The organism is Rouxiella sp. S1S-2 (assembly GCF_009208105.1).
Taxonomy (GTDB): Bacteria; Pseudomonadota; Gammaproteobacteria; order Enterobacterales; family Enterobacteriaceae; genus Rouxiella.
Map to the genome: position 1 here is coordinate 3,904,349 of NZ_WFKL01000001.1, position 20,878 is coordinate 3,925,226.

The 20,878-nt window shown below is 51.5% G+C and carries 16 protein-coding genes; 1 reads left to right on the plus strand and 15 read right to left on the minus strand.

The genetic code is table 11. From position 1 onward, the window contains the following. Positions 1 to 7 precede the first annotated feature (7 nt). The 7 genes from GA565_RS17910 to cmoM form a co-directional block, all read right to left on the minus strand. A complete protein-coding gene (locus GA565_RS17910) occupies positions 8 to 655 on the minus strand; it encodes an MBL fold metallo-hydrolase (RefSeq protein WP_152199809.1) in 648 nt (215 codons plus the stop codon). An 80-nt stretch (positions 656 to 735) separates the two neighbouring features. Continuing rightward, positions 736 to 1,290: a YcbK family protein gene (locus GA565_RS17915; RefSeq protein ID WP_055777966.1), complete on the minus strand. Its 555-nt coding sequence runs from the start codon at positions 1,288 to 1,290 to the stop codon at positions 736 to 738. A gap of 196 nt (positions 1,291 to 1,486) precedes the next feature. Further along, on the minus strand, positions 1,487 to 3,346 hold the full coding sequence (ldtD, locus tag GA565_RS17920; RefSeq protein WP_152199811.1) for a L,D-transpeptidase: 1,860 nt from the start codon (positions 3,344 to 3,346) through the stop codon (positions 1,487 to 1,489). A gap of 329 nt (positions 3,347 to 3,675) precedes the next feature. Further along, entirely contained in the window at positions 3,676 to 8,133 is a 4,458-nt protein-coding gene (mukB, locus tag GA565_RS17925; RefSeq protein ID WP_152199813.1) for a chromosome partition protein MukB, read from the minus strand. After that, complete coding sequence (gene mukE, locus GA565_RS17930; protein ID WP_084981948.1) at positions 8,130 to 8,858, minus strand: chromosome partition protein MukE; 729 nt, start codon at positions 8,856 to 8,858, stop codon at positions 8,130 to 8,132. Before mukE ends, mukB begins: the two co-directional genes overlap by 4 nt. Beyond that, the gene (gene mukF, locus GA565_RS17935; protein WP_152199814.1) at positions 8,839 to 10,164 is read right to left on the minus strand and encodes a chromosome partition protein MukF; all 1,326 of its coding nucleotides are present in this window, start codon (positions 10,162 to 10,164) and stop codon (positions 8,839 to 8,841) included. The genes mukE and mukF overlap by 20 nt, the downstream gene beginning before the upstream one ends. After that, positions 10,161 to 10,985 carry a tRNA uridine 5-oxyacetic acid(34) methyltransferase CmoM gene (cmoM, locus tag GA565_RS17940; RefSeq protein WP_152199816.1) on the minus strand — a complete coding sequence of 275 codons (825 nt, stop codon included), beginning with the start codon at positions 10,983 to 10,985 and terminating at the stop codon, positions 10,161 to 10,163. The genes mukF and cmoM overlap by 4 nt, the downstream gene beginning before the upstream one ends. A gap of 131 nt (positions 10,986 to 11,116) precedes the next feature. Here cmoM and elyC point away from each other — a divergent pair, with 131 nt between their 5' ends. Further along, a complete protein-coding gene (gene elyC, locus GA565_RS17945; RefSeq protein WP_152199818.1) occupies positions 11,117 to 11,899 on the plus strand; it encodes an envelope biogenesis factor ElyC in 783 nt (260 codons plus the stop codon). 58 nt (positions 11,900 to 11,957) lie between these two features. Here the strand turns inward: elyC and kdsB are convergent, their stop codons facing one another. The 8 genes from kdsB to ihfB form a co-directional block, all read right to left on the minus strand. Further along, positions 11,958 to 12,710, minus strand: a complete 753-nt coding sequence (gene kdsB / locus GA565_RS17950; protein ID WP_152199819.1) for a 3-deoxy-manno-octulosonate cytidylyltransferase — start codon at positions 12,708 to 12,710, stop codon at positions 11,958 to 11,960. Beyond that, positions 12,707 to 12,889, minus strand: coding sequence for a Trm112 family protein (locus GA565_RS17955; RefSeq protein WP_009636632.1), 183 nt, complete (start codon positions 12,887 to 12,889; stop codon positions 12,707 to 12,709). Before GA565_RS17955 ends, kdsB begins: the two co-directional genes overlap by 4 nt. 337 nt (positions 12,890 to 13,226) lie before the next feature. Beyond that, positions 13,227 to 14,456, minus strand: a complete 1,230-nt coding sequence (locus GA565_RS17960) for a winged helix-turn-helix domain-containing protein (RefSeq protein ID WP_152199821.1) — start codon at positions 14,454 to 14,456, stop codon at positions 13,227 to 13,229. An 84-nt stretch (positions 14,457 to 14,540) separates the two neighbouring features. Further along, positions 14,541 to 14,753, minus strand: a complete 213-nt coding sequence (locus GA565_RS17965) for a cold-shock protein (RefSeq protein WP_055777944.1) — start codon at positions 14,751 to 14,753, stop codon at positions 14,541 to 14,543. Between the two features lie 505 nt (positions 14,754 to 15,258). After that, the gene (gene lpxK / locus GA565_RS17970; RefSeq protein ID WP_152199823.1) at positions 15,259 to 16,248 is read right to left on the minus strand and encodes a tetraacyldisaccharide 4'-kinase; all 990 of its coding nucleotides are present in this window, start codon (positions 16,246 to 16,248) and stop codon (positions 15,259 to 15,261) included. Further along, on the minus strand, positions 16,245 to 17,993 hold the full coding sequence (gene msbA / locus GA565_RS17975; protein ID WP_152199825.1) for a lipid A ABC transporter ATP-binding protein/permease MsbA: 1,749 nt from the start codon (positions 17,991 to 17,993) through the stop codon (positions 16,245 to 16,247). The genes lpxK and msbA overlap by 4 nt, the downstream gene beginning before the upstream one ends. A 36-nt stretch (positions 17,994 to 18,029) precedes the next feature. Continuing rightward, positions 18,030 to 20,327 carry a ComEC family protein gene (locus GA565_RS17980; RefSeq protein WP_226951047.1) on the minus strand — a complete coding sequence of 766 codons (2,298 nt, stop codon included), beginning with the start codon at positions 20,325 to 20,327 and terminating at the stop codon, positions 18,030 to 18,032. Positions 20,328 to 20,538: 211 nt separating this feature from the next. Further along, the gene (gene ihfB / locus GA565_RS17985) at positions 20,539 to 20,823 is read right to left on the minus strand and encodes an integration host factor subunit beta (RefSeq protein WP_009636638.1); all 285 of its coding nucleotides are present in this window, start codon (positions 20,821 to 20,823) and stop codon (positions 20,539 to 20,541) included. Positions 20,824 to 20,878: the final 55 nt, after the last annotated feature.

Genomic DNA, 20,878 nt, shown 5'->3' on the forward strand with positions numbered 1-20,878 from the left:
TCGACACTCACCAGATAGGCTGCTCGTCCTGCAGGAAAGGATTGGTTTTTCTTTCGTGGCCTAAATTGGACATTGGACCATGGCCCGGCAGGAAGACGATATCGTCACCCAGCGGCAAAAGTTTGGTCTTGATCGCGTTGATCAAATCTTCATGGTTTCCGCGTGGGAAATCGCTGCGCCCTACTCCGCCTTTAAAAATCACGTCACCGGATACTGCAAATCTCGCCGCATCATTAATAAAGACGATGTGTCCAGGCGTGTGTCCCGGACACTCAAGCACCGACAGACTCTCTTCACCAACCTTGACCACATCGCCCTCCGCCAACCAAGTATCTGGAGTAAAAGCGGCACAGTGTTCCAAACCAAACATGCGCGCCTGTTCCGGTAACCCTTCGAGCAGGAAGGCGTCTTCCTTGTGCGGACCAATAATGGGAACCTGATAATGTGCGGCGAGTTCGGCTGCGGCTCCGACGTGGTCGAGATGTCCGTGAGTGAGCAAAACCTGAGTAATGTTTACGCCCAGAGCAGCAACCTCAGCTTTGATCTTCTCGGCATCACCACCGGGGTCGACAACGGCGGCCTGATTGGTTTTAGGACAATAAATAACTGAGCAGTTCTGGCTGAATGCCGTTACCGGAATGATGTGATATTTCATTTAAGCTCCACGCATACCCCTGGCTCTTAAACGCATAGCAAGTCCCAGAGGTATGATTTTTTCCTGATTTTCGCACACCGTCAGGACCAGGTTCGGTTCGGTCCCGTATCGATGTGCACAAAGTCACTTCGTGGATAATATCCTACACCACCCATCCGCATTTTTAACGCTGCTTTGCGGATATTCGCCAAATCAACGCCCTGGATATGGAAATCCATGGCTTTGCCCAACGTGTGATAACTGTGTTTTGCGACGCCGCTGCCAGGTTTGCGCATGCTGTTGTTGGTCGCCAAAGTACGGTAGCCCGAAATCAGCTGAACCGGTTTATTGGTTCCCAACATGATCTGCAGACGATAGAGGTGGTCGAAAAGTTGTGGATCGATTTTGGTCACCTGCCCACCAGCACGATAATCGCGGAACAAATGATTCAATCGCGCCAACTCATCCCTGTTGTACTTCTTACCATCAAAAAACTCGGTTTTGAGGGTTTCACCAGTGTGGAGGTTGTTAATCACCAAAACACGGGGTCTAGGTGTTGAAAGCGTCGCAAATGCCTTGCCAGGAAGCAGCGCAACGCCCATAGCCGCACCGCCAAGTGCAAGCCATTTACGTCGATATTTGTCTATTTGGTCCATTTAAAGTCAATTACCTGATAGCTATATCTAAAAGAAGGTGAGAAAAAGGGGCCATAATTTGACCCCTCGCAACCATAACCGCCTTGATAAAGTGAGTCAACCGGGTGAATGCCCTATGATGCAGGCCTGCTCCGTGATGGTCCCACTTTATGAGTCAGTCTTTCAGACACTTATCAGGTTAAAATTACTGCACTTATTACAACAGTTTTTCGGCCTGTGACAATATTTGTGCGCCAGATCTCACTGTTGAATCATAATTGTAAATATCTGTTCTAAACTGCGGCTTACCGTCTTCAGCAACCCAAGCGGTTAAATAGAACAATTTTACAGGTATACGATGGCGAATAGGGACAAACGTCGTGCTGCCGCCCTGAACAGTAGACGAGATGCGCGCATCATTCCAGCCGGTATCCTGCAGCAGCATGTTAGCCAACTCGGAGGCTTTGTTTACCCTCACACAGCCTGAGCTCAACGCACGCGAGTCTCGTTGGAACAGATTATGGTTTGGCGTGTCGTGAAGATAAATCGCATCCGAACTCGGCATGTTGAACTTGTAACGGCCCAGCGCACTCATCGAACCCGCCTGTTGACGCACGCGATACGGGAAGTGATCGGGAGACACCATGCTCCAGTTGATGGTCGAAGGATCAATCACTTCCGCGTCATTGCTCCAGCCCGAAAGCAGGGTAAAACCGTGCTTTTGCAAATAACCGGGGTCACGGATCACTTTGGGTACAATATCCTGGCGCACCAGCGTAGTCGGCACGTTCCACGGCGGATTAAGCACTACGTTGCTGAGCACGCTGCTCATCAACGGCGTTTTGCGGCTTGGACGACCAACGATGACGCGTGACGAGAGGACTTCATTGCCATTGAGATAATACTTCAAAGAATAGTTGGGAATGTTCACCATAATTCCGTTGGTGACGTCACCCGGCAGAATGCGCAAACGCTGTATGTTCAACGCCAGCAGCGTTGCTCTGAGGCGCGGCGAAGCATTTAGCCACTGACGCGTGCCTGGGCCAATAATTCCATCAGCCTCTATTCCCTGCCATTTTTGAAAACGTTTAACGGCTTCAACCAAATCCGGCGAATACTGATTATCCGCCACGGTAACGACCGGCGTCGCGGTGGCCTGCGAGGCTGCAGGCTGAGTTGAATCTGGCGTTGGCGTTGGCAATACGTCTTGTACCGAGGTAGCGGAAGGGCTCACGGCAGGCGTCGGTTTTTGCGTCTTGTCAGCCGTTTCATCTACCGAAAAATCTTCGACATTATTACTGGTGGTATTTTGTGCAATCGTTTCAGCCGTCGGCTTCGGGGTAGAGGTATCCGTTACATCAATCATTGTCTGACTACGTTCGAGGATCTGGCGCAGCGCCGGCACATCATTGCTGATTTGCCCAGGACGCAGGCTCACCAGACTGGTCATTTGCGGCCACGTCTGCGAATCCGCCAGTAGGGTTCTTAGCGCAGCATGCATTTTCTTATACTGCGGATGCTGAGGCTCCAGCGTCGTGACATAGTGCGCCGTGGTGCCGTGGCGTACGGCAAGCTGCCACTGATTGATAACGGTCAGTGGCGGCGTGGTCATTTTATAAGGCGTATTGCTGTACAGCCAATTGCTGCCGTTAACTTCGACGCCGCTGGTGAATTGCAAATAACCGAGCATCGCATCGGACAGCACCACATCACGCGCCATACCCTTAATGCTGGGATCGGTTAGCCATCTAACCCATTGGGTAAACTGCGGCTGCACCCCAGAAATAGCCAGCTCGGCGAGTTGCTGCTGGAATTGATGAATTGCGTCGCGGTCTTGCCACATCGGCTGCATGTGATTCGCGGCGTAAAGAGAAGACAGAGTAGAGAGATAAAGCGGCTTTACGCCAACGGGCAGCTCGGCCTGCAGGTGGTTCATACTCTGCACGCTAGAAAGCGTGGTGGTTTTAACCGGCATAGTCGGCATTGCCGCATAGCTCTGGGTTAATGGGGCAATACTGGCCGCCAACAAACTGCTGGCCATCAGCACCCTGAGAGACTCATTACGCTTAAGCATCATTCCCTGCCTCACTTAAATACCATAAAAGCGACATCGCTAAATGACTGCCAGAAACTGCCCGTAGATTAAGTATATAGACAGAATGTTAACTTTGCTCAGGTCCACAAGATAATTGCCGCCCAAGTCATAACAAGACTTTATGTTACACGCCGGCCGAATTAAAGCTTTCGACCGGTGTTTCTGATTTTTCGCCCTAGGAATGGGTAAAAAAGCAGCATAAAACAAAAAGCCCCGACCGCTATTATTCAGTCAGGGCTTTCCGTTGGGCAATCAATTATCTGCCCTTCTTTGTTAGTAAAAGTTGCAAGTAAATGTAGCTAATACAAAGACTAGCCTTCAGCGGCGATATCAGCCTCCGTCTTTTCTATAGCAGGAAGCTCGGCAGCAAAGCCTCTCAGGCCCACCACGTGAACGTGCTCGGTATTCTGGAATACTTTACGCACCAGCTTGTACGTGGTGCCTTTCTCGGGACTGATATTCTCCGGTGCAGCGATAATCAGCTGCATCTGCAGGCGGTCGCAGAGCTCAAACAGCGTAGCGATCGACTTGGCATCCAGACGGGCAGCCTCATCAAGGAACAGCAGGCGGCAAGGTGAAATGTCTTTTCCGCGCAGGCGGCTCGACTCATCCTCCCAACTCTGCACTACCATGACCAGAATCGACATCCCAGTACCGATAGCTTCACCGGTCGATAGCGCCCCACTCTCTGCGCGCAGCCAGCCGTCGGAACCGCGGTTAACCTCAACTTCCATCTCAAGATAGTTACGATAGTCCAACAGCTCTTCGCCAATGGTTTGCGGCGTACGCTGCCCCATATCAATCTGCGGATTCAGGCGCTGATACAGCTTGGCCAACGCCTCCGAGAAGGTAAGACGATTGCTGGTAAACAAGTCCTGATGCTGCTCCTGCTGCTCTGAAAGCACGTCGAGCAGACCGGCATGAGCCTCGCGCACGTTAACATTCAAGCGCACACTTTTCACTTGTCCAAAGGCTACGGCCTGTAATCCCTGGTTCAGCTGGCGGATGCGGTTTTGCTCGCGCTGAATGGTTTTACGAATAATGTTAGCCACGCTTTTTGAGCTAATCGCCAGCTGTTGCTCACGCGCAGTCAGCTCTTCGGTCAATCGACCCAGCTCGATTTCCATCTGTTCAATGGCTTCGACAGGATCGTCGGTGCGAATGATATCCTGACGAATACGCTCGCGCAGATGCTGATAAACCGCAATGTAAAACTGGATTTTTCGTTCAGGACGTTTAGGATCCTCGGACATGCGCAGCACGTCGCGAAGGTGTTCATTATCGGCCACCGCCAGGCGCAGCGCACCCAGTGATTTATCTGACATAGAACGCAGCTCGTCGCCGTCCATGTAGGCCAACTCGCGACGGTGCAGACGACGCTCAACGCCGTTATCTTTCACCAGACGCATTACCGCACACCAGCCCGCCTTCGCGGTAACCACCTGTTCACGACTCTGATGATAATCGCGTTCAAGCTTGCGCAGTTTCTTCTGCAGGTTGTCCATTTCGGCTTCGCAGAAGGTGATCTGTTTTTCGAGCTGATTACAGCGTGCACGGTTAGTGCTAAGCAACTGATTCAGTTCATCACGACGTGCACGGGCGCGAGCTTCGGCATTCGGATCGGCCTGAACGCCGATATCCTGCAGCTCCTGACCCAGCTCTTTGAGCATGTCACGCTTGGCTTCAAACGAGCTTTTAAGTGAGGCCAAGACCTGGCTGTACTGCGTATACTGCGTTTGATGCTGACGAACCTGCTCGCGAGCACGACTGCGCTCGCCTTCGGCGCTTTCGAGACGATGGCGCAGCTTGTCATTCAAATCAGAGTTTTCGGTCAGCATGCCGGCAGAGTCGGTATAGCCAAAGTGCGCACGACGCTGTACGACTTCCGTCAGGGCAAAGGCCTGCTGCTTGGCAAGGCGTTGGCTGTGCTGCGCCTGCGCATAATCTTCTTTTAATTGCTCATGCTGCTCAGGGTCACTTTGCAGTACTGAAACCAGTGGCTCAAGTTTGGCCAGCGAAACGCCGTGCAGTTGAATGAAACGCGCCGCGTCCTGGGCTTCGTCAAGCTCTTCGCGCAGCTCTTCAACCCGGTCAATGAGCGTTTCATCACACAGTAAACCGACGCGAGGCTGTAACTTGTTAAGCAAGGCGGCGGCGTCTTTTGCCTGATCGTACTGCTGGCGCTGCTGCTGATTCTGACCTTCGTGGGCATTCAGTGCGCGCTCAAGCTCGCCGCGACGACCGCTTAAGGCGCGAATATCCGCTTCTGGATCGGTATCAAAGGCAACCGCAAGATGGCTGCCGATAAAGCGGCTGAAAGCCTGGTGCGAACGCTGGATTTTCTGTACGTCAAATGACAGATTGGCATAGCGCTCAGAGAGGTTTTCACGCTCTTTGTGCAGCACTTCAAGACGATTTTCACGGGCGGCGCGGCCAAACAGCGGCACTTCCGGATAGTGAGAATAGCGCCATTGACGATCGCCCGTTTTCACCAGCACGGCTTTTTGCATCTCTTCGACCGCAAAAACGCTGTCATCGAACGACTGCGGATCCCCTTCGATCAGATACAGGTCTTCAGGGCAGTCATCGAGTCCGTCGAGCTGGTCGCGAATACAAGACAGGTCAGGCACCACAATCGCATGACGCGATGGGCCATACAGCGCAGAGAAGTAAGGTGCATCGTCGAGGGTCACGTCGTCATAAATTTCTGAAAGCAGCACGCCACCAAAACGTTCGGCTAGCGCAATCATCCGCGAATCTTCTGCACCGCTCGGTTGGCTTAGTCGGGTGATTTGGCCTTCAATTTTACGCTTGCGGGCCGCGACCTGGTCACGCTCAACCGTGGTATCACGTTCCGTTTCAAGCAGCTGCTGCATGAACTCGGTGACCTGCTGGCTGTTTTCCAGCGGCTCTTTACTCTGTTCACTCAGCTGGGTCAATGCGTCCTGCGCCGCCAGCCAAACCGGCGCGCGGGCGGTCAACTCACGGATGCGAGACTGTATCTGCTCAAGCTCCTGACGCATTTCCATGCGGCGCTCACCGGCCTGGGAAACGGTGACTGAAAGCTCTTCAATTTGCACATCCAGCTCGCGCTGCAGCTCGTCGAGATCTTCCGGCTGAACGTCCTGACCGGTGCGCTTACAGAATTCCTGAAGCTGACGTTCGGCGTCCTGCTGTTCGCGCAGGCGGTTTTCAAGTTCGGTCAAACGCATGCGTAACGGCTCAACGCGCTCGGCCTGATGCTGCTGCGAAGACCAGTCACGCAGGAGTTCACGCGCGGTTTGCCACGCGGCACTGCGGCTCACTTCACCGGCAATTTTCACCACCAGCTGATAGGCGTTTTCAAACTGACTGTGCGCGGCCTGCGCTACGCTCATTTTCTGTTCAAGCATCAGCAGTGTGTCGGTGGCTTCCAGCTCACGAGCGTGGAAAGTCTCGAGCCAGTCTTCACTATTTTCAAGCGCAAGGTCTGGCAGCTGGCAAAGCTCGCGGGCACGTTCAATCGCCTGCAACGCCTGCTGATATTGAATGGCGCGCGTTTGCTGCACGTCAAGTGCTTGCTGGTAATCCGCCAACTGGCTTTTCAGTTCGTCGACTTCAAGCTCGGCAGCTTCGGCGCGCGCTTCGTGTTCGGCGTGCAGTTCGCTGGCTTCGGCAACGACTTCATTTTGCTCTTCAAGGCGGTAGGTCAGCTCTTCCAAATCTGACTGGTAGCGCTCAATTTTTTCCTGCTGGCGCATGGCCGTTTGCACCAGATTCAGGTGGTCGCTGGCAGCCTGATAGTCAGTTTCGAGGTCACTCTGCGAACCGCTCTGCTCCGACAGTTCACGCGCCATCTCAACGTGGCGATACTGCTCACTGGCCAGCTGTTTACGGCTGGTCAGCAGTTCGTTACGCAGCACCATCGCGCCGTCAAGATGAATGCGCCGTTCGTTGGCGTGGCGCATATAGTCCGCGGCTACGTAGGAGGTGGCCTCTGAAATAAGATGCTTAAACAGGTCGCGGTCTGACTGCGTAACGCGGATCGCTTCGAGCGTCATGCGATTTTCACGCAGCGCCGCCTCCATATCCTGGAAGGCTTTACGCACGCCGCTGTTTTCTGGCAACAGGTAGTCGCGCAGCGAGCGTGTAATGGCGCTTGAGATCCCACCGTACAGCGAGGCCTCAATCAGTCGATAAAACTTACTGCGGTCGGAGGCTGAACGAAGACGACGCGGGATAACGCCCAGGTCAAACATCAGCGAGTGGTAATCGGTGATGGAGTTGAATTGTTTGAACTGCACCCCTTCCATCTCTTCGACGCGCTCTTTCAGCTCCTGCAAAGACAGCACGCGAGCCTGACGTTCACCGACGGTTTCAGTAAGAATTTCCGTCGGTTGAACTGAGGTAGGCAGCCCCTGAATGGTAAAGGGTTTAATGTCGACTTTACGGTCGCGACCGGCAACCTGCTGCAGACGCACGCCAACAATCACGCGCTGATGGCGCGAGTTGACGACGTCTAGCGTCGAATAACACACGCCCGCGCGCAGCTTACCGTGCAGGCCTTTATCACGAGAACCCGAGGTGGCACCGGCTTCGGTGGTGTTACGAAAGTGCAGCAAGGTCAAGTCAGGGATCAGTGCCGTAACGAACGCGGCCATGGTGGTTGACTTACCGGCTCCGTTGCCGCCGGAAAGTGTGGTAACCAGCGCATCGAGGTCAAAGGTTCTGGCAAAAAAACCGTTCCAGTTGACCAGCGTCAGTGAGCGAAATTTACCGCGTTCAATCATTCCTGTTCATCCTCTACAGCTTCTGGCCCATTGTCTGCCTGCGCTTCGCTCTCGTCATTTTCATCATTGAGCGACAGGCTGTTTTCAATTGGCATCGCTTCGCCATCGCGGATCATACGCAGCTGCGCTTCCCGCGCGTCGTCACCGCTGCGAACATCTGCTCCAAAGCGGAACACGGCTTCGGTAATTCTAAACTTGGTGCTGTCAGCGCCCATAAAATAAACCATGCCAAGTCGGCGCAGTCGGTTGAGCGAAGTTCTGACTTTTTCCTGAAGTTTTTGTCTGTCGAGATCTGAACCGGTAGACCGCTGGTTGACGTATTTCAGCAGCTTGCTTTCATCAGCCAAACTCAGCAATTCATCATATAACTCTTGCTGAGTAAAAATGCCTTCATGCGCCAGACGCTCTGGGCTAAGGTACAGATAACATAGAATTTTCCCAACCATCATATCCAGTTCTGATAATACAGAACGTGGAATAAGCGTGGTTGAGCGCGGACGAAGGTAGAAGAAACCCTCAGGTGCGCGGATCAGCTCAACGCTGTAACGGCTGTAAAAAAGTTCGATTTCATCCTGATAATCCATCAGGAAAGCGTGATTATCTAATTCATCAATACCGATATGACGGCCAGAGCGAAGCTGACTGTCAAGAGCCGGAAACAGGGAATTAGCCAACGCCTGTGCCAGCTTGGCTGGCATTATTTGTTCAATATTTGTCGATGACATGGGCCTGCACCTTGGCTCCGTAATCATTGATTGCCTGCCACTGTGCCGGCAACCCTGAAAAATCTGCTTCAGCCACACCAAGGCGTACTGCCTGGTCGACCATGATTCGCGCCACATCAAAATGTCGCACGCGTGGATACTGTTCGAGATAATCGCGCATCACCAGTCCCAGATTCAGCGGTACTTTATCCTGCTGATACACCAGCAGGGCTTTCTCAATCAGCGCCGCCAGCTGTTCGCGGATTTCGCTAAACTCTTCAAACTCGAGGTCTTCCGGCAGTTCACCGGTCACCTCGTCACTGCGCAGCGCCAGCTCTTCGTCACGCATATCGAGTAAACGATCGGCATTGGCAAAGGTCAGCGTCCACGGATTGTCAAAATAGTTTTGCACCGACAGGCGTAAACGCTGCGCAAATACGCGGTTTTTATCCATATCGATGGCGGTACGAATAAACTTGTGCACGTGGCGGTCGTAACCAATCCACAGGTCGATAGCCTGCTGTCCCCAACTTGTGATGCGGTCGAGCTTATTCTGCAGGTCGTACACCAGCTTATCGATAAAGCCCAACTCTTCAGGACCGGTCAGCGTGGCATCCTGAATACGCAGCAAGTGAGCCTGCAGCAGATCTCCCGCAGCCTCCAGCGTATCCTGAAGCTCGCGCAGCGTACCTGACGTTTCGGATAACAGCAGTTCACAGCTGGAAATAGCCGCGCGCCAGTCTTTGCTTAACAACGCCGCGATGTCGTCTTTCACGCCCTGCTGCTGCTCGTCCATGATGCGTTGCGTCATGTCGATGCTGTCGAAAATCTCGGCGACGGAGTATTTCAGCGGGGCAAAAACGTTGCGATGCCAATGGAACTCGTCACCGCCTTCATCGGCGGCGTCCGCCGCGCGCTTAAGCTCCTGGGCAACGATAGACAGTTGCATAGATAAACGCAGCGTCGAAAACTCGCGCTGGCGAATGTAATAATCGGTGATTCCGATACCCAGAGGGGTTAAACGATAAATGGCGTTGCCGTCTGCCAGTTCACTGACAAAACGGTTAAGCAAACGTTGGCGCACCATATCATTGATGGCATTGTTGGCACGCACGGTGATGGTTTCATTGGTTTGCTCAAACCCCTTGCTGACGTGGCGAAACGCGTCAATCAGTTCGCCTTCGCTCATCTCTCCATCCAGACGCTCGCCATTGAGTGTGGCAATCGCCAGAAGAAAGGCCAGTCGCTCCGTCGGCAATGAAATTGAGAAATCATTTTTACGTGCCCAGGCGACCAGTTCAGGGACGGTCTGGGAAAACTCACTCATAATTCGTCCTTCCGATCGGGTTTGTGCGCCATCACGTGGATGTAACGCCCCAAACTAACAAAAGGCTCCTGTCGGCAATAACGCTGTTCCAGCGCCAGAAGCTCGTCAAAATCCTGCTTATGCTGTTGCCTGTTCCGCAGATAGTCATGGAAAACCCTTACACCAGTTTTGCCTGTTATCCGTAAACCCAACTGTTCTAACCACTGGTACACCTGACTAGGCTCCAGAGGATGGTCGGGCAGCAACGAGCTTTTTTTTATTTTGGGTAACCCTGCTTCGACGTGGCCAAAATTACCCAGCACCATATGGCGCATCACCAAACCATTGACGTTATAAAACATCAATGAAAGTGCGCCGCCCGGTAACAGGCAGTCGATTAATGCTTTTAGTGCTTCTTGTGGTTCAGCCAGCCATTCAATCACAGCATGAAACAATATCAGATCAACCGGCTGTTCCAAATACTGTGCGATGTCTTGAGCGGGACATTGTACGAATTGCATGTTGTCGCTCACACCTTTTTCGGCGGCGGCGGCTTTTGCCCGCTTGATCATCTCACCTGAAAGATCGCACAACAATACCTGATGTCCTAAAGCGGCCAATTCGCAGGCCATTTGCCCTTCACCGCCGCCCGCATCGAGTATACGCAAAGGACGCTGGGGAAGCTCGGTTAAAAGCCCGCGCAAATCTTGCCCAAGCACTGCCTGGCGAATAAGTCCTTTAGTCGTACCGTAGATATTGCGAGAAAATTTTTCTGCCATATCATCGAAATTGCGACCCTGTGGTGAAGGTTCCTCAACCACTGTACGTTTTTTTTTGCTCAACTTTTTGTTTTACCAATAGGTATACGAACCGGTTATGCTGCTATTTTGGCACAGGCTGGCCTAGAATAAATCATCCTGGCCGAGAATCTCGCCCGGATGCCGTTTTTTCACCCAAAAGAGACGATTATCTGATGTTTTTTACCCTAAAAAAGTTTGTCGGCGGCCTGCTGATGCCCTTGCCACTTTTACTGATAATCATGGCGATAGCACTGAGTCTACTCTGGTTTAGCCGACGGCAAAAAATGGGAAAAGTGATATTTTTGGTCGGTTGGTTGCTGCTGGGGCTATTAAGCCTTCAACCGGTGGCCGACAGTCTGCTCCGTCCGCTGGAAAACACCTATCCAACCTATCACGGCGGGACTCAGCTTAATTACGTCGTGGTGCTGGGCGGTGGTTATACTTACAACCCGCAGTGGGCACCGAGTTCGAATTTAATCAATAACAGCTTACCCAGAGTCACTGAAGGAATAAGAATTTATTTAATGAATCCGGGGTCAAAACTGATTTTTACCGGCGCAGCAGTCCCCGGTAACCCGGTGAGTAGTGCAGCAACGGCGGCAAAAGTGGCTGAAAGCCTGGGTGTACCGGCAACGGATATTATCACTCTCGACCAGCCACGAGACACGCATCAGGAAGCTCAGCAGGTAGCGCAGCGCATTGGGCATCAAAATTTTGCACTGGTAACGTCGGCCAATCATCTGCCGCGCGCGATGGTATTTTTTCAAGAGCAAGGTTTGGCCCCTGTTCCGGCGCCTGCCAATCAGTTGGCAATAGATTCGCCGCTGAATATCTGGGAAAAAGCCGTGCCGCAGTCTCTCTACTTAGCCCATTCAGAACGCGCCTGGTATGAAACGCTGGGGCGAATCTGGCAGTATTTCACCGGTAAAACGGCACCCGCGCAGTCAGCAAATTGAGAATCTGAATAAAAAATAAGGCCACTGCGTAGAGGGTGGCCTTTCTGGCAGACGGTGCTTACTTAGAAGCAAAGAATGCGCGGACGCGTTCCAGGTCTTCTGGCGTATCAACACCAACAGAAGGAATGGCTTTGGCAACGGCAACATGAATTTTTTCACCGTACCATAGCACGCGCAGTTGCTCGAGCAGCTCGATTTTCTCGAGTGCGCTAGGCTCCCAGGTGACGTAACGACGCACAAAACCCGCGCGGTAGGCATAAATACCAATGTGGCGCAGGAAGGTGTCACCGATATTTTCTTTTGAGCTAGCAAAGCGCTCTCGGTCCCACGGGATGGTGGCGCGTGAGAAATAGAGTGCGAAGCCCTGTGCATCCATAACGACTTTCACGGCGTTGGGATTGAAAGCCTCTTCGGCGTCTTCAATCGGCACCGCCAGCGTGGCCATTCCGGCACCGCACTGAGCCAAATTCTCGGCAACCTGACGCACGATAACAGGCGGAATAAGGGGCTCATCGCCCTGCAAATTAACAATAATTTCATCGTCGGCAAAGCCGCAAAGTTCGATGACTTCCGCCAAACGCTCAGTACCCGACTGATGATCGGGACGCGTCATGCAGACTTCGCCCCCGGCCGCTTCAACGGCGGTCTTCACGTCAGGATGATCGGTAGCCACGATCACGCGTTTGGCTCCGGATTCACGAGCACGCTCCATCACGTGTACGATCATCGGCTTGCCATTAATATCGGCCAGCGGTTTACCGGGCAAACGGCTAGAAGCGTAGCGAGCAGGAATAATGGCAACAAAACTCATGGGTGGATCTCGTCAGCAGAGAGAGAACGGGCTTCTACTTCGAGTAGCACGGGAATGCCGTCGCGAACAGGATAGGCCAGGCCGTCGGCTTTGCATACCAGCTCTTGAGATTCTTTATTGAAGTACAACTTGCCGTTGCATACAGGGCAAGCAACGATTTCGAGTAAACGATGGTCCATAGTTCCTCCTTGAGGCGTAGTTAGAGCACTCATTCTGCGTCTAAAAAAACGGACGGCAGCCAAGTCATTATGGTGAAAGAGAATAGCACAGCCCCCACCTGCCGTTAACTGTCGGCGCTTAAGAAGTTTACTGTTGGATATTGCGAAATGCAGAGCTCAGGCGTATGATTTTTTGTGATGTGCGTCACATAAACTCGCCTGTAGAGAGACAAGAAATGAAACTTTTCCACAAAATCATCGCTATGTTCGCCAACTTCAGCAATTAATGCCGTTTGGTGAAACGTAAACGGCTGCCGAATGCAGCCGTTTTCTATTTAGCGCTCAACAAAGCCCGCATTTAATCGACTAAACTCCACCCCTTCCCCCAACGTTGTGCTAACTCAGCCGGTATGTTGCCAAATTTGACCTGACTGGCTCCCTGCCAGCGTGCAAAGCGGCTTATCGCATCCGCGACGTCTTTAGCGCGCCGAGGGCCTACCGCCACACCCTTTTCGAGATGCAGGCTTTTTATCTCCAGAATGCCCTCTTTACGATGCATTTTGGCATCAGTTCGCCCAATAATTTCACCACGATTAAGAATAGGTAAAGTGAAGTAACCGTATTTTCGCTTGGGCTCAGGGGTATAACACTCTATGCGATAATCAAAATTGAACAACTCGAGCGCTCTTTTTCGATCCCATACCACGGGATCAAAAGGCGAAAGCAAAGTGGTCACGGTAGAGCTAATTTTTCCACTCGTGGCTTCACTAAGCAGGTTCGAGTAAGACTGATGGACATACATCGGCGTCGCAATCCCAATCACCTCAACCTCTACCACCAACCCATTCTCCAACAGCTTGGCGGTGAGTTTTTTAGCGTTCACCCGTTTTAGACGGTAATAGTCTGCCAGCCATTCGATTTTGAATATGCCCAATGCCTGGGCTGAACGACAAAGCATTTCAAACTCGGCCTCTTCTTTGCTCAGCGTATGGGCTGCATCGTCCCACTGCGGCAGCACATTTTCACGAAGATCGTATACACGATGAAAATTACGCCGTTCTACTACCATCAAATCGCCGCGGGTAAACAATGTTTCAAGATGCTTTTTATGCGGTTTCCAGTCCCACCAGCCGCTGGTCGCGCGCTTTTCTGCCTTGAAATCTGCCGACCTCACTGGACCATGGGTTGAAATATGCTTCAGTAGAGCCTGAATGTCAGTCTGATGTTCGTCGAACCATGCCTGATTGAACTTCCATCCCATTTTATGAGGGTCAAGCATGCGATGACGCAGCAGGCGATAGTCCTCAATGGGAATAAAGCAGGCTTCGTGAGCCCAATATTCAAAGATTTTTTGCTCGAACAGCGTCGATTCAAGCCACTCGGGGGGGTATTCACCCAGTCGACTAAAAAGCACCAAATAAGGACTGCGGGCAACGACGCTAATAGTATCGATTTGCAGCAACGCCATACGCCGTATAGCTGAAAGTAGACAGTCCGGAGTTGCCTGGGTTTTTAACGGATATTGGAGTTGTTGCGCGGCGAGATGAAGCGTGCGCGCGGCTTGAAGAGTAATACGTGGGGTTGGCATATCGATATCCGTCAAACAGTTAGTAGGCGGATATCGATAACACATTTTAATCAGGGGGTAAAATGTACCGCCGCTGATTGTGGCTTAGTAGGCGATAACGTCCGCTGCCGCCGGGCCATGAGTCGAACTATTATAAATGGTGAACTCTACACTTTGACCGGCATTCAACGATTTATTACGCGTATTCGCAATTGAAGTACGGCTGACATAAATTTCGGAAGAACCGTCGAGTGGAGAAATGAAACCATAGCCTTTAGCCTGATTAAACCATTTAACTAAACCCATTTTTAACATCATAATTTTATTTCCTTTTTTCGGGCATCCATGACAACGCTTTTTTATTATTGTTCGGATGCGCTTGCCCATACTAAAGTTGTTCTTATACAAAACCCTCTAATGAGCATATTAAATCCTGCCGTTATTGGCAGGCGATAGCTTTGAGTGTAGCACCCTAGGCGATTTATGTTGTTGAATTGGACAACAATTACAATAAATCGTTCAGGTAACGTAACACATCACGTTGTGCCATATGGCATCGGGGCCGTTTTTCAGAAAAATTACTTATGGGAGGTACTTCGAAGGTTCGTCTTTGTAGCGGAATCAAACTTTTTGGCAAGTCAAACTTTGGCGAGTCAAACAATAAAGATAACGTTTGGGAGGAACTGTCACTGCTAAGGTTAGCGGCTACATGCGGCTAACGATACTGTACATACTCATAAATAGCTCTGCATTCACAGGCCGTTCAGCATTTACTCATAAATTGTGATGAAGGTCAAGTTTTAAACAAGCCTATTTTATCGAATTAGTCTTTCGACAGCACTAATGCCTTGATACGCTCAAGCAATTTCAAAGAGTCCGGCGATGAAAAAGAAGCATCGACCGGTAAATACCACCAGTTAGCCTGGGCAAAGCTGCGGCACTTAACCGCATCTTTCTCGGTCATAAGTAGCGTTTGTTTCTCGTTGGCCAATGCGCCGAGTTGTTCCGCCTGGTAAGACTGGTGATCAGCAAAGGGGATTTCACGCTCGGTTTTAACCCCTAGCTGGCTCAGCGTAGCGAAAAAGCGCGGAGGATGACCAATGCCGGCCATTGCCACAACGCCAGTTAACGACTCAGCCTTACGCTTTTCACCGGTCAGCAAATTCACGGCGTCGCCCGCCTGAAGCTGCATACCGATTTCATTGCCCTGCCCTTGGCCATTACCATTCACAATAACTGCGTCGACACTCTGTAATCTTGAGGCCCTTTCGCGCATAGGCCCGGCAGGGAGCCAGTGACCGTTACCGAAACGCCGCACGCCGTCGATCACCACAATTTCAAAATCACGCTGCAGCGCGTAATGCTGCAAACCATCATCGGTCACAACAATATCTAACGCCGAGGCCTTCAGCAGCGCGTTAACTGCCTCTGAGCGAACGGGAGAAACTGCCACCGGTGCACGGGTGCGCTGATAAATGAGCACAGGTTCGTCACCGGCCTGCGCCGTGGTAGTGGCAGGGTTCAATACCAAAGGGTAGATTTCAGCTTTGCCGCCATAGCCGCGTGAAACCACGCCAACGCGAAGTCCGCGCTGTTGCAACTGCTCAACCAGCCAGATAACGACCGGCGTCTTGCCATTGCCTCCGGCGGTGAGATTCCCCACCACCACAACAGGAACCGGCGCTCGCCAGCTTTTTTTCCACCCTTTTTTATAACTAAAACGCAGCACTAGCGAGACTAAACCGTACAGCCAGCTGAAAGGCAACAACAGCAGATAAAGTGCGGATTGACCCGACCAGATACGCTCAATCATTGGCCAAACTGCATCCGATGAAGTTGAGCATAAGCACCACGCAGAGCAATTAGCTCATCATGAGCGCCACGCTCAACCACTTTCCCATCTTCAATCACCAATATTTGATCGGCTTTTTCGATAGTAGAAAGACGGTGCGCGATCACCAATGAAGTGCGGTTCTTCTGCAATTCATCGAGTGCCGACTGAATCGCACGCTCAGACTCGGTATCTAGCGCAGAGGTAGCTTCGTCAAGAATCAGGACCGGAGAATCACGCAGCAATGCGCGGGCAATCGCGATACGTTGGCGCTGTCCGCCGGAAAGCAGCACGCCGTTTTCACCAATAATGGTATCAATACCGTTTTCCATCTTACTGATGAAATCCATAGCATGAGCCATGGTCGCCGCTTTGATAACGTCTTCGCGGCTATACTTTTCAGTACGCGCATAGGCAATATTGTTGGCAATTGTATCGTTAAACAGGTGAACGTTTTGCGACACCAGCGCAACCTGATCACGTAGAGACGACAGCGTATATTCACGCAGATCGTGACCGTCGAGTAAAATTTCACCCTGTTGAATATCATAAAAGCGGGTCATCAGATTGGCGATGGTTGATTTGCCCGAACCAGAACGCCCTACCAATGCCACCGTTTTACCTGCCGGAATATCGAAAGAGATATCTTTTAACGCTGGTTTCTCGCTGCTGCCGTAGCTAAAGGTGACATGTTTAAAGGCAATGTCGCCCTTGGCGCGTTCAACAACGCGGGTACCTTCATCTTTCTCTTGCTCCATATCGAGGATAGAGAAAAGAGTCTGACAAGCCGCCATGCCGCGCTGGAACTGGGCATTAACGTTGGTCAATGATTTAAGCGGACGCATCAGCGCAATCATTGAAGAAAAGACCACGGTGATAGTACCGGCAGTCAGCGTTTCCATTACCGATGGGAAGCTGGCAGCGTAGAGCACAAATGCCAGTGCCAGTGAAGCAATCAGCTGAATAATCGGGTCAGAAATCGACGATGCAGAAACCAGACGCATTCCCTGACGGCGCATATGGTTGCTGACTTTATCAAAACGTTCGGTTTCAATCGCCTGACCACCAAAAATCAGCACTTCTTTATGCCCTTTCAGCATTTGTTCGGCGCTGGTGGTCACTTGACCCATGGTGTTTTGCATGTTTTTACTGATGTTACGAAAACGCTTGGACACCACGCGGATCACAATAGAAACGATGGGCGCGATAACGACCAGGATCACCGACAGCTGCCAGCTGTAGTAAAACATCATGATAAACAGGCCAATAATCGACGCACCTTCACGCACCACGGTAACCAGTGCGCTTGACGAAGAGGACGCAACCTGCTCAGAATCGTAGGTAATTCGCGACAGCAGAGTACCCGTAGACTGCTGGTCAAAGAACGACACCGGCATTCTCATCATGTGGCCAAACAGGCGGCGACGCATCTGCATTACCACTTTGCCGGAAACCCAGGAGATGCAGTAGCTGGAAACGTATCCGCTGACGCCGCGAACCAGCATCAGGCCGATAACGACCAATGGCATCCACAGCAGTATCGAGCGATCAGTCTTACCAAAGCCATCATCGAGCAGTGGCTTTAGCAGCGATAGCATGAGGGTATCACCGGCGGCATTGACCACCAGCGCGATAGCTGCGGCAATAAGCCCAGCCTTAAAAGGTGTGATCATCGGCCAGAGGCGACGGAATGTCTGCCAGGTGGAGAGATCTTTATCATTAATCATGCAATTAACCAGCAGCGATATAAACAGCGGCCCATTCTACTCATTATCTCCCCCAACGCCAAACCACTGATGATACCAGCGGGGCATTAATTCTTCCCGCAGGCCTTTAATTAGCCAATAATTGCTGAAAAAAAACGCACTGAGCTGGCCTGAACGTGCCGTGTCGTGCCAAATCACTGCATTTTCTCGATAGCGGTCTTTTATTTTTTGCGCAGGCAAACGCCAAACGTTGAACCGTGCCGCCGAAGCCATCGCCACCTCGGCCCTACTTGCCCGCAAAAAAGGGCCAATAGAGGAAGTATTGCTGCCATGATGAGGAACCTGTAACAAATCAACCGGCAAACTTTGTCGACTTTGCCTCACCAAATGCGTTTCAGCCTGACGCTCAATGTCACCGGTGAGTAAAACGCTGAACTTACCGTCGGTAATTCGCACAACGCAGCTTTCGTTATTTGCAGCATAGTCGCTCAATGCTAGCGGCCATAGCACGGTAAACTGCAACCCCTGCCACTTCCAGCTCTGCCCTCTTATGCACGGCAAATTACCACGAAATGACGTTCTCAGCCTGGCCTTTGGAAAGGCAGCCTTAACGATTTCGGTGCCGCCGTTGTGGTCCATATGGCTGTGGCTAATAATTATCTGATCTATTTGTATATTTCGCCACTGGAGATAAGGCAGGATCTGCATTTCAGCCTGCGATCCTCCCTCCCATCTATTTCCCGTGTCATACAGTACACCCCGACCATTTTTTTCAATTAACACCGCCAATCCATGCCCCACGTCAAGCATATCAACTCGCCAGTTTTCGCGGGCTGTTGATTGCCTCCACAGCATCATCAAACCGAAAAGTGCCACCACGCCCGCCGGATAGGTAAAAAGCCACCCCATTCTCCATATGATAACGCCCAGCCACCCCATGAGACTTAACCCCATTGCGCCCTCGCCTAGCGGCAGCCAATAATGTTCGGCCCGTTCAAGCCCAGAGAGCACCCATGCCAGACTGACATCGGCCAGCGACCAAAGCGCGGAAACCACAGGAAGCGAGATTTCATACGGCAACGGATTTAGGAACAGCGCAACCAACACCAGTGGTACCGTCAACAGCGAGACAATCGGCACTGCCCACAGATTGGCAAGAAAAGAAGCGGAGCTTAAACCGTGAAACAGACCAATTTGCATCGGTAACAGTAAAAAGGTCATTCCGGCCTGAAGATGAGCATACCGGAGCCACCCCCAGTACCAATGACGTGAAAATCGATGCGGCAAAGGTGCCCATTGAAACCAGAAAATCAGCCCTGCTACGGCAAAGCATGAAAGCCAGAAACTGTCCGAGAGAATGCCCAACGGGTCTTGCATCATCAGCAATGCCACACCCCATGCCCACACCTGCCAGGGATGACAACGCATCCGCCACAGACGCAGCCCTAACCACAGCGTAATTGCCAAAGCCGCCCGCATGGCCGGTGGATTTACCCCCGAGAGCCAGGTGTAATAGAGCATAGCCAGCCAGCTGATAATCAGCGGGAAGCGATAGTCAATCCAGCGCATCGGCAATAGAAATTGCAGTCCTCGGGCTAATAGCCAACCAATGAGCGCCGCGACGCCAATGTGTAAACCGGATATTGCCATCAGATGTGCGGTGCCAGTGATTTTAAACAAATTGTTCATCTTTTGGGGAATAAGCGAACGCTCGCCAAATGCTAAAGCCATCAGAACAGGCATGCTTTTCAACCCTTGGGTCTGTCGTTGTACGCTGCTGATAATCTCATGACGTAAGGAGCATGCGCCCGATATAAGCTCGGCACTGCGTATCCGTCCACTGAGCGTTTGTCGATTTGCCACCGCCCAGCGCTGCCCGTCAAAATTACCAAGATTCAGTTGGCTGTGCACCGGTCTAAGACTCAGAGTAAGCAGCCAATGTTGCCCCGCACAATATCCATCAGAAAATCCTTCACTCGACACTTTTGCCGAAAGCGGGGGGAAAACGCGATGCCCATTGACCTCTTTTAGCGCAATAACCACATTGTGTTTGTCTTCGCGCTGCAAATAGGCGCTGTTAATTTGTGCAATCACCTGCTGCCGTCCACCGCTAAAATCTTTGGTCTGCTGTAAAAGTTGCTGGCCGTTTGCCGTCGCCCAAAGAAATCCCATCAAGGTTATGCAAAGCAGTTTTGAGAGTCGATACGGCAGATATCCCGCAATGCAGGCGATAAGAAACAGGGCACTACAGAAATAAAGACCCGGCAGCTGCGCCAGTAGCGTTAAAGGTAAAATACCGCTGATTAATGCCAGCGCAATTTGAGTGAATGTAATCTTGATGAATCTATCCTTCAGTCTATTGAGGCAATGTGCTTGCCGTATGGATGAAAGTAGATTGTTGGGGAGGGGAAGGATTGACGCAATTGTGCAAGGCATTTGCTGCGAGACATTACCCAGAATTTAAATATTCATCAGGCCCGGCCGCTGATTTTAAGCAAAAAAAACGGTGTCCGTTAAGACACCGTTTTGTTCGCTTTAGGCAGACATTCAGGAAAAGGATAAACCCTTAACCATAAATGTTCGCGCGATCGCGCAACTCTTTGCCTGGCTTAAAGTGAGGAACGTACTTGCCGTCCAACTCAACCTTGTCTCCAGTCTTAGGGTTACGCCCAACACGCGGAGCACGGTAGTGAAGAGAAAAACTGCCAAACCCGCGGATTTCGATGCGTTCTCCATCAGCTAAGGTTGCAGCCATATGTTCAAGCATCTCTTTCACGGCATCCTCAACGGCTTTCGCCGGGACATGAGAGTGCTGGCCAGCAAGTCTTTCAATGAGTTCAGACTTGGTCATATAACCTCCAAGCTTTGCAGCTAAACTACCGTTATAGAAGCAGCTCCATTTAGGA